Annotated in this window: 7 protein-coding genes; 1 reads left to right on the top strand and 6 read right to left on the bottom strand. The window is 68.0% G+C overall.

The window, feature by feature from the left end; all coding sequences use genetic code 11:
* The 6 genes from RAC69_RS14830 to RAC69_RS14805 all read right to left on the bottom strand — a co-directional run.
* A partial coding sequence (locus RAC69_RS14830) for a GntR family transcriptional regulator (protein WP_375087501.1) occupies window positions 1–1,131 on the bottom strand: 1,131 nt, incomplete at its 3' end.
* A 60-nt stretch (window positions 1,132–1,191) separates the two neighbouring features.
* Window positions 1,192–4,308 carry a glycoside hydrolase family 38 C-terminal domain-containing protein gene (locus tag RAC69_RS14825; RefSeq protein ID WP_375087500.1) on the bottom strand — a complete coding sequence of 1,039 codons (3,117 nt, stop codon included), beginning with the start codon at window positions 4,306–4,308 and terminating at the stop codon, window positions 1,192–1,194.
* Window positions 4,305–5,288, bottom strand: a complete 984-nt coding sequence (locus tag RAC69_RS14820; RefSeq protein WP_375087499.1) for an ROK family protein — start codon at window positions 5,286–5,288, stop codon at window positions 4,305–4,307. The genes RAC69_RS14825 and RAC69_RS14820 overlap by 4 nt, the downstream gene beginning before the upstream one ends.
* Window positions 5,289–5,327: 39 nt before the next feature.
* Window positions 5,328–6,149: a carbohydrate ABC transporter permease gene (locus tag RAC69_RS14815; protein WP_375087498.1), complete on the bottom strand. Its 822-nt coding sequence runs from the start codon at window positions 6,147–6,149 to the stop codon at window positions 5,328–5,330.
* On the bottom strand, window positions 6,146–7,075 hold the full coding sequence (locus tag RAC69_RS14810; RefSeq protein WP_375087497.1) for a carbohydrate ABC transporter permease: 930 nt from the start codon (window positions 7,073–7,075) through the stop codon (window positions 6,146–6,148). The genes RAC69_RS14815 and RAC69_RS14810 overlap by 4 nt, the downstream gene beginning before the upstream one ends.
* Window positions 7,072–8,316, bottom strand: a complete 1,245-nt coding sequence (locus RAC69_RS14805; RefSeq protein WP_375087496.1) for an ABC transporter substrate-binding protein — start codon at window positions 8,314–8,316, stop codon at window positions 7,072–7,074. The genes RAC69_RS14810 and RAC69_RS14805 overlap by 4 nt, the downstream gene beginning before the upstream one ends.
* Window positions 8,317–8,511: 195 nt before the next feature.
* On the opposite strand from RAC69_RS14805, the gene RAC69_RS14800 reads away from it, so the two are divergent.
* On the top strand, window positions 8,512–9,525 hold the full coding sequence (locus RAC69_RS14800; protein WP_375087495.1) for a LacI family DNA-binding transcriptional regulator: 1,014 nt from the start codon (window positions 8,512–8,514) through the stop codon (window positions 9,523–9,525).
* The last annotated feature ends 65 nt before the right edge of the window (window positions 9,526–9,590 follow it).

The raw sequence follows: 9,590 nt of genomic DNA, 5'->3' as shown, positions 1-9,590 counted from the left end.
TGTATGTATAGTAGGGAGACAACCGAGATGAACACGTAAGGAGTCGTCGGACGCGTCAGATGTGTTTAAGAGCCAGCCCTTCTCGATCTCGCTCGGCGATGCGATCTGGCGGCGCACGGACTCGACGCCCTTCTCCCCCAGCTCGCGCTGCTGCTGTCGGATGTGCGTGTACCGGAACAGCCGGGTGTCGAAGAAGGCGTCGGGGTGGTCGAAGCACACGATCGAGATGTCGGCCGGGACCTCTCGGCCCAGACGGTCGCAGGCCTCGCGCAGCATGAGCGCGATGTTGTACTCGCCGACCACGTATCCCGTGATGTCGGGATGCTGCTCGACGAACTCCACGAGACGGGCGATGTCGTGCTCGGTCGTCTCGGAGCTGCCGGGCACCGTCGAGGCGATCGTGCGCAGTTCGGCCTGGTTCTCGAGCGGCAGATGGTTCATCGCGTGCGCGTGGATGTAGCCGTTGCGACGATCGTCGCTCGACGACACGTGGCTCGCCGAGCTGATGAATCCGATGGTCTGGTGTCCGAGTTCGAGCAGGTGCTCGGTGGCCGCGCGCCCGCCGGCGAGGTTGTCGGAGCACACGGCGGACACCGGGATGCCGTCGAACAGCCGGTCGAGGATCACGACTGGGAACCTCTTGGCGACGAGCTCGAGCGCGGCCGGCGGGATGTACTCCGACGAGCTCGGCAGCAGGATGAGCCCCTCGACGCCCGCGTCGACGAGCGCGCGGATGCAGGCGTCCTCCTCGGCGATGTCGCCGCCCGAGCGCTTGAGGACGACGTGGGTGTCGGCTCCGGCGGCGGCGAGGATGCCCTCGATCACCTTGTTGCCGAACGTGTCGTCGAAGCTCGTGATGACGCAGCCGATGAGCGACGGACCGCCGTCGGACTCCCCGGCGATGCGGGTGCCGGATGCCGTCGGCGTCGAGCTCGTCACGACGGTGCCGATACGCGGACGACGCATGATCATGCCGTCGGTGCGCAACAGGTCGAGCGCCCGCTTGACCGTGATGGGGCTGACCTCGAACTGCTTCGAGAGCTCCGCCTCGGTGGGGAGCTTGTCGCCGACGGCGTAGGTGCCCTGCGCGATGGAGTCGCGCAGCGCCTCGTAGACCCGCTTGTAGAGCACGGCGCCCCCTCACCCGAATAGTTATATTTAATCTACAGGGTGCGGGCGCCGCGCCGGGAATCAGCGCCCCGGTGTCCGCAGCTCCACGGCCGTCGTCTCGAACGGCGCGAGGTCCAGCACCACCGCGCCGTCCTCGACCGAGAGGTCGCCGACAGGGTCGCCGAGGAGGGTCGCGCGGCGCGCGGCATCCGCTCCCGCGATCGACACCCGCACTCGCGCCGGCTCGTCGGCGAACGACTGCAACCGCACCCGCGACCACCCGGGCTCGTCGGCCGCGCCGACCCCGATCACGGCGATGCGATCATCGTCGAGACGGAGGAACGAGGCGGACGGCGCCGTCGAGCCTCGACCGACTGCGGGGATGGCGAGCAGCGGACGCGCGACCGCGGATGCCGTCGACACGGCCAGCCCCTCGACACTCTGCGACCCCGCGGCCCGCACGCCGATCGCGTACGAGAACGTCGCGGTGAACCCCTGCTCGATCGGGAAGTTCGTGTCCCACACGTTGTTGTGGAACCACGAGATCACGGTCGACGGTTCATGCGGCGACGTGCTGGCGGGGAACGGCGAGTACGGCAGCGCGATCGCTCCGGTTTGCACGAGCGGAGCATCCTTCGTCGCCCAGGCGATCGCGTCGGCGCCGTCGGCGACCGTCACCCAGTTGCGGATCGCGCGCATGTGCTGCGGTGCTCCCGGGACGTGGGCGATGCCGTCGCCGGTCACCCCTCCGGAGACCTCGAGCCGCACGGTGGGGTCGACCGCGGCGAAGGGGAACACGAAGTACCCGCTCTCCTTCACACGGGTCACCGGCTTGCTGACGCGGTTCTCGATCCGCAGGGTCGGGTCGCCGTGGCGCAGTCGCAGGGTCACCCGCACGGTATCGACGCCATCGGCGGGGAACTCATAGACCAATCGCTGCTCGACCGCGTCGTCGACCCGCTCGACGACCACGGCCGGACGGCCGACCGTGCGCGAAGCCAGGAGTTCGAGCCGCGGAGACACCGACAGCTTGTTCGCGAGATGGTTCACCCCGGCGCCCGAGCTCCCGTACGTGTCGTAGACGTAGGCGTTGAAGCCCGCGAACGAGTCCGGCTCGACCCACTCCCGACCGGTCGACTTCTCGACCAGGGAGCGGATGACCGACTGCCGGTCGTCGACCTCGACGCGCAGATGCTCGTTCTCGAGCACGAGGATGTCCTCACGGCGCCCGCTCTGCAGGGGGTGCGCGGTCGGCTCTGCGGCCGGCTGGTCGGAAGGCACGAGATCGAACCGCACCCAGCCGAGTTCCGGCGCATCCGAGACGGGGAAGGTGATCCAGCGCCCCGATTCGCGGTGCAGAGAGTTGCCCTGGTCTTCCACGGTGTGGGGCACGACATCGCCCGATCGCGCGTCGATGACGGAGAAGTGCGCGTCCAGCGCGACCTGCGATTCCTTCACGAGCACCCGCGCAGTGGTCGAGCGGGCGTGACCGGCGACATTCACGACGACGTAGCTCGCGAGCGCATCCTCTGCCGGAGCAACGGCCTGTCCGAGGTGGTGCAGAGCCGACTCGGTGGCGTCGACCGTCCGCTGGTGCGCGGCGATCGCGTGCCCGACCTTCCACTGCCACTGCCGCTCGCCCGAGTCGTAGCCCTCGTCGCCATGGGTCCAGGAGTTGCTCGCTCCCCAGGTGTGCTCGTTGAACATCGAGATGGCGTCGTACGCCGCCCTGGCGTCGGCGCCCTCTGAGGCGACCGGGTCTCCACCGCTCCAGCGAGAGAGCTGGGAGACCGAACGCGCGACGGGTGCGGCGACCTGCGCCTCGCGAGCGAGCGCGAGCGGCACGGCTCCCGATCCGACGCCCTCGACCCACCAGTCGCCCCAGTCGCCCTCGAAGGTGACGAGATCGTCGCCGTAGCGCTCCTCGGCCTCCTCGAAGAAGTCCTCGTTGCGCGAGACGCGCAGGCGCGGGTACTCCCAGGTCTCGTTCCACTGGCGCACCTTCTCGGAGAGGTGCAGTCGCGCGGGGCCGTTGTCGCCCATGAAGCCCTGCGTGCGCACGTGCAGCACGTCCCACGGGTACGGCTGTCGGCCGGGGTCCTCCTCGCCGTGGGCGCCGAACACTCCGGGCGGGAACGGGTAGCCCTTCGTCGACAGCGCCGTGAGGTACGCCGAGAACACGGTCTCGAGCGTCTCGAACGATTCGGTGAACCCGACCATAGGCCCCTCGATGTACGCGAGCCCGTGCGGGCTGTCGGTCATCCAGACGAGCACCGATCTGCCGGCCGGTGACTGCCAACGGAACATGCGCGGGTTGTCGAGGCCGCCGTTGCGGTGCGGCTCGGATCGTCCCGCCCAGTTGTGCGCGACCGCGAGGTACCGCACCCCGAGGTCGGACAGCGCGTCGGGGAGACCCGCGACCTGGCCGGGCACGTCGGTCTGCATCGCGCTGCGGAACTCGATGCCGTACTGGTCGCGGATGCGGCGGGCCGAGGCGAGCAGCTCATGGAGCTCGTCCGTCGAGCACGTGTCGGTGTGGAGGTTGTACGGCATCGCGCTCAGCCCGATCGACCCCTCCTTCACGAGGCGCACGAGCTCGTCGATCTCGGCGGGCGTGCGGTGACGCTCCCAATCGTCGAACGACCACAGCGCCTCGGCGTTCCAGCGGAACCGGGATTCCTCGGGCCAATCGGCGGTGCGCGTGATCAGCTCCACGGCCGAGTCGAGGTACGACCGCTGATTCGCGATCACCGCCGCCTGCGGGTCCGTGTAGCCGAAGTCGAAGTGCGAGTGATGCACCACGTGCACGCTCCAGGGACGGACCCCGTCGAGACGCACGGAGATCCCCTCTTCCCCGAGGGCGGGCACGCGCACCACCACGTCGACGGGGTCGGGGGATGCCGGCACCAGCACGCGGACAGAGCCCGCGGGCGCAGTCGCCCGTTCGAGGCCGAGCGAACGGCCATCCGCATCGACGATCTGCACGTCGAGCGTGTCGGCATCGGTCGCGCGGTCGCCCTCGATCACCACGCGGACGCTCCGAGCGCTCCGGCCGCCTGCCTGTCGTTGCAACGGCTCGGGGATGACACGGACGACGTGCGAGCCGACGGCGGCCACCGCGGCGGTCGCACGTTCGAAGAGACCCTCGCGGGCCTCCTCGCCGGTCCACGGGCTTGCGGATATCAGAGACGGTTTCATGATCGGGTGCTCCAGGGGTCGGGGTGCGGGGGATCGGTCGAGAGCGGGGATGCGAGGGATCGGAGCCACTGGGCGGCTCCGAGCAGCGGCGCAGCATCCAGCAGCACAGACGGCACCACGTCGAGTCCGATCGGAGCGCCGCCCTCCGCGAGACCGTCGCGAAGCGCGCCGACGAGGACGGGCCACGAGCGCACCATCGACCCGCCCACGGTCAGACGGTCGGCGCGGAACGAGGCGAGCCAGGGTCCGAGGCTGATACCGAGAGCACGCATCGCGTGATCGAGCGCGGCCACGGCATCCGCCTCCCCCTCGGCCGCCTCCGCGGCGATCTGCTTCACCGTGCAGAAACGTCCGGTGCGACGGGCGTGGTCGGCGACGATGGCCCTCGTCGAGATCGTGTCTTCGAGGGGCAGGCCGTCGAACGGCAGGGGATACACCCAGCCGTTCGGCGGCACATCGTCACCTCGCGTGACGATCCGGCCGCGGTCGAGGAAGGCCGAACCGACCCCGGTGCCGAGTGTGACGCACACCTGGCGGTCGACACGGGTATCGGCACCGAACGCCCACTCGCCCAGCGCGTAGGCGGCGGCGTCATTCACGAAGGAGATGCGGTCCGGCGGGAGCCCGAGTCGTGCAGCGAGGCCCCCGCGCACGTCGACTCCGCGCAGTGCGTCGAACTTGGCGACCGCGCCGAAGATGCCGATCCCCCGCTCGTAGTCGAATGGACCCGGCATCGCGACGACCCACTCGGTCGAGATCGGCGTCGACTCGCCGAGCGACCGGGCGGACGCGACGAAGGCGTCGAGCAGATCACCCGCCGGGAGGGACGGGTCGAGAGGTGTGGTGGCGACGTCGACGACCCGCAGAGAAGGCCCGGAAACCGTGACGAACGCTGCCGTCGCATGACTCCCCCCGACCTCGATGACGCCGCACGGCGACCCCTCCGGCATTCCGGTCGTGCCCTGCGCGTCGTCGCTCACCACTCGTACTCTCGCATCCTGCATCGCGCCGCGCATCGGTCAGTACTGCCCCAGGGCGAGACCGCGCTGGAAGTACTTCTGGGTGAGTCCGAACAGCAGTGCCGTCGGGATCGACACGAGCAGCGCTGCGGTGAGCAGCACCGTGAAGGCCGACCCGCCGCCCTGCACCGACTGCAGCGCCTGCAGCAGCGGCATCACCGGTCGCGTCTCCGAGCTCTGGGTCAGGATCAGTGCGAGCAGGAAGTCGTTCCACACCCACGTCGCCTGCAGGATGAACACGACGACGAGCGCGCTGCGCGACATCGGCAGGTAGATCTGGGTGAAGATGCGCCACGGCTTCGCTCCGTCGACCACCGCAGCCTCGAAGACCGATTCGGCGATGCCGGCGAAGAAGTTGCGCATCACGAACGCCGAGAACGGCAGACAGACCACGGAGTAGATGAGGATCATCCCGACCGCGGTGTCGAACAGGCCGACCTGCGAATACGCGGCGAACAGCGGGATCACCATGAGCTGCAGCGGGAAGACCGTGCCGCAGAAGATCACGAAGAACCAGAAGAAGCCGTGCTTCAGCTTGAGCGCGATGACCGCGTAGCCGACGGCCGCACCGAGGATCACCGCGATGATCGGCGCCACGATCGCGTAGACGAGCGTGATGAAGAGGCCGGAGGGCACGTCGGTCGTCGTGAAGACGTCGACGATGTTCGTCCACAGGCTCCCGAGGTTGCCCGGTTCCCACAGTCGCGATCCGGAGTACTCGGAGGTCACCTTGCCCGCGTTGGCGAGCAGCAGATAGATCGGGAGCAGCCAGAGGATGCCCATCAGGCCGAGGATGCCGTAACGGAGGACCTTGGAGATCATGCGCGGCGCGCTCCCATCTTGCGGGGTGCGGCATCCGTCTTCGGTGCGGCATCGCCGAGCGACAGCTGGCGGCGCAGGTAGATCACGGACGCGGCGACGGTGATGACGGTCAGGAAGATGGCGACCGCCGATCCCATCCCGTACTCGTTGTTGAGGAACGTCTCGCGGTACATCGTCACGCCGAGGGTCTCCGACACGCGATTCGGGCCGCCCTGGGTCATCGATTGCACGATGTCGAACGTCTTGAGGCTGTTCACGATCGACAGCCCGACCACGATGGTGGTGGTCGGCCGCAGCAGCGGCCAGACCATAGAGGTGAACAGCCGGAATCCGCCGGCGCCGTCGACCCTCGCGGCTTCGAGCGGCTCCCTCGGGATGGACTGGAGTCCGACGGTGAACAGGAGGGCGTTCACGCCGACCCCCTGCCACGAGGCGGCCAGGATCATCACGATCGTGTTGAGCGGAGCATCCTGCAGCCAGCGCAGTTCCGCGCCGGGCAGGCCCAGGAAGGCGAGCGCCTGCGACAGCGCCCCGCCGTTCTGCAGCACGAAGGAGAAGATCACACCGACCGCGACTCCGGACAGGGCATACGGGATGAGGAACGGAACTCGCAGCCACGCGGCGCCCGGGAGACCGTAGGCGAGATACGCGACGAGGAGGCCGAGAGCGACCGGCACGAGCAGGGTGCCGCCGACCCAGGCGAGGGTGTTGAGGATCGAGACGAGGATCGCCGGATCCTGGAACATCTTGACGTAGTTGGCGACGCCGATCCACTCCGGGTCACCGAGGCCGTCGTACTCGGTGAAGCTCAAGTAGACGGTGTACAGAACCGGGACGTACAGCGCCAGGAGCACCACGGCGACGCCCGGACCCATGAAGGCCCAGGCGTCGCGCTGACGCGCGGAGCGGACCGGAGTCCGGCTCAATGCTCGCTCCAGTACTCGTCCGCGACCTTCTGGATGCCCTCGAGATACGGCATCGGGTCACCGGGGTTGGTCATGAATCCGGTGAACTCGTCGAGCGACGAGGTGAGGATGGGGGCGGGAGCCGCCTCGTAGTAGCGCAGGTAGAACGTGTACTTCGGGTCGGTGTACTCCTCGCCGATCTTCTGGAACTCCTCGGTCGCGGCCGTGGCCTTCGGGTTGAAGGGAAGGTTGCCCTGCTGCTCCGACCATGCGGTCTGCGCCTCGGTCCCCATCCACCATTCGGAGTACTCGAGGCCGAGCTCGCGCTGCGCCGACTTCTCGGGCACGCAGGCGGGGGCGGTCTCGATGGCCACCGGGGTGACCTCCTGGTCGGGGTTCACATTGGGAATGGGGAACACGCCCCAGTCGGTGCCGCTCTCCAGCCCCACGGTGTCGAGCGTGCTCGCGTACCAGGTGCCGAAGGGGATCATCGCGACCTCCTGGTCCTTGATCTGCGTCTCGCCGGGCGTCTTCGACCCCGGGTCGGAGAAGTAACCCTTCTCCTTCATGTCGAGCCACACGTTCATGACCTCGACGACCTCGGGATCGGTGAACTTCGCATCGCCCGACATGAGGTCGTTGTAGAGCTCGACGTCGGTACCCGCGGTCAGGATCTGGAACCACACGAACGCCCAGGGGTTGCCGCCCGAGTTCCAGAACGGTGCGATGCCCGCATCCACGAGGGTGTCGGAGACCGTCATCATCTCGTCCCAGGTCGTCGGGACCTCGAGGCCCAGCTCGGAGAACGTGCGCTTGTCGTAGTACATGACCCAGTCGTCGACGCTGATCGGCGTGCAGTACTGCTTGCCGTCGATCGTGTAGAGATCCTTCACGGACTCGCTGATGTCGCCGTCGGCGACAGCCTTCTCCCAGATGTCGGTGGTCTCGGCGACGAGACCTTCGGAGACGAGATCCTCGAGCGACGAGCCGGTGTGCCAAGTGAAGAGCCCCGGCGCCTTGTTCGATCGGAAGGACTGCTTGATGAACGCCTGGAAGGCGTTCTGGTCGGCGTAATACGCGGGGGCGAGCGACACGTCGATGTCGTCCTTCGACACGGCGGAGAACTTCTCGAAGTCCCAGCTCTTGTCGGTGACGAACTGCAGATCGGACGACGATGCGGTGGTCGAGCCGGCGCATCCGGCGACCGTGGTCACGGCCATGAGCGCGGCCGCGCCGACGACCATTCTTCGCGAGAACTTCACTCGGAACTCCTTCGTTCGGGTAGAGGATCGACATCTCGCGACCTTCGCGTTGATATCGTTATCAGAATCGGACTGTAACACGGTGGAGAAGACGAGGGCAAGCGATCCATCGCAAGTCGTCGGGGCATCCTGCGGTCGGATGCCGGTCGCCCGGCGATACCCGGACGAAGGCCGATGTATCGATACCATGACGGCATGACCGGTCGTCCTGCGAAGAATCGCGGCACCGCCGCGCCCACCGTTCAGGACGTCGCCGCAGCGGCCGGGGTCTCGCCGATGACGGTGTCCCGGGTCCTCAGCGGCGGGCCGAATGTACGGCCCGAGAAGGTGAAGGCCGTGCTCGATGCGGCCGCCGCCCTCGGGTACCGCCGCAACGAGAACGCCCGGAGCCTCAGGCCAGGACAGCGCACCGGACTCATCGGCGTCATCATCACGAACGTCGCGAACCCGTACTACGCCCAGGTGCAGCTCGGTGTGGAGGAGATCGTGACCACCGACGGCATGCTCCTGCTCGTGGGCAACAGCGGTGAGGACATCGAGCGCGAGCGCGCCCTGATCAACGACTTCATCGGCCGGAAGGTCGACGGGCTCATCGTCGTCCCAGCCGGAGGCGACGTCACCCATCTGCGCACGGCGGTGGCGGCCGGCATCCCGCTCGCGCTGGCCTCGCGGCAGATCGACGGCGTCACTGCCGATGTGGTGCTCGTCGACGATGAGAACGGCGCTCGCGACGGCACAGCCTCCCTGCTCGCCGAGGGACACCGCCGAATCGCGTTCCTCGGCAACCGCGCCTCGGTCTTCACGAGCCGTCGGCGACGTCACGGATTCGAGCGTGCCCACCGCGAGGCGGGCGTCGCGATCGACCCCGATCTGATGCGCGCGGGCCAGAACGACGATGCCGCCGCACACGACGTCATGGTCGAGCTGCTGACGAGCGACGATCCGCCGACGGCCGTCTTCAGCGCCAACAACCGCAACACCATCGGCGCGCTGCGCGCTCTCGCCGAGCATCCGGAGCGCGCGAAGACCATGCGGATCGTCGCCTTCGACGACTTCGAGCTGTCGAGCCTCGTCCCCTTCGACCTCTCGGTCATCGAGCACGACCCCCGAGAGCTGGGGCGCACGGCCGCCCGCATGCTCGTGCAGCGGCTCGCCGCTCCCGACACCGAGCCGCAGCTGGTCGAACTTCCGACGCGCTTCCGCGAGTGATCCGCCGGTGGATGCTTTTCCCGACGCCGTCCTGTACGTTGATAACGATATCAGCGCGGCTCGCC

It is taken from the genome of Microbacterium sp. LS_15 (assembly GCF_041954735.1).
Classification (GTDB): Bacteria; Actinomycetota; Actinomycetes; order Actinomycetales; family Microbacteriaceae; genus Microbacterium.
The sequence above is the reverse complement of the archived record's forward strand: the minus strand, read 5'-3'. Positions and strand labels throughout refer to the sequence as shown.

Bases quoted from the DNA above. Each gene is read 5' to 3' on its own strand.
- RAC69_RS14800 (WP_375087495.1), top strand. From the start codon at position 8,512: ATGACCGGTCGTCCTGCGAAGAATCGCGGCACCGCCGCGCCCACCGTT.
- RAC69_RS14815 (WP_375087498.1), bottom strand. From the start codon at position 6,149: ATGATCTCCAAGGTCCTCCGTTACGGCATCCTCGGCCTGATGGGCATC.
- RAC69_RS14825 (WP_375087500.1), bottom strand. From the start codon at position 4,308: ATGAAACCGTCTCTGATATCCGCAAGCCCGTGGACCGGCGAGGAGGCC.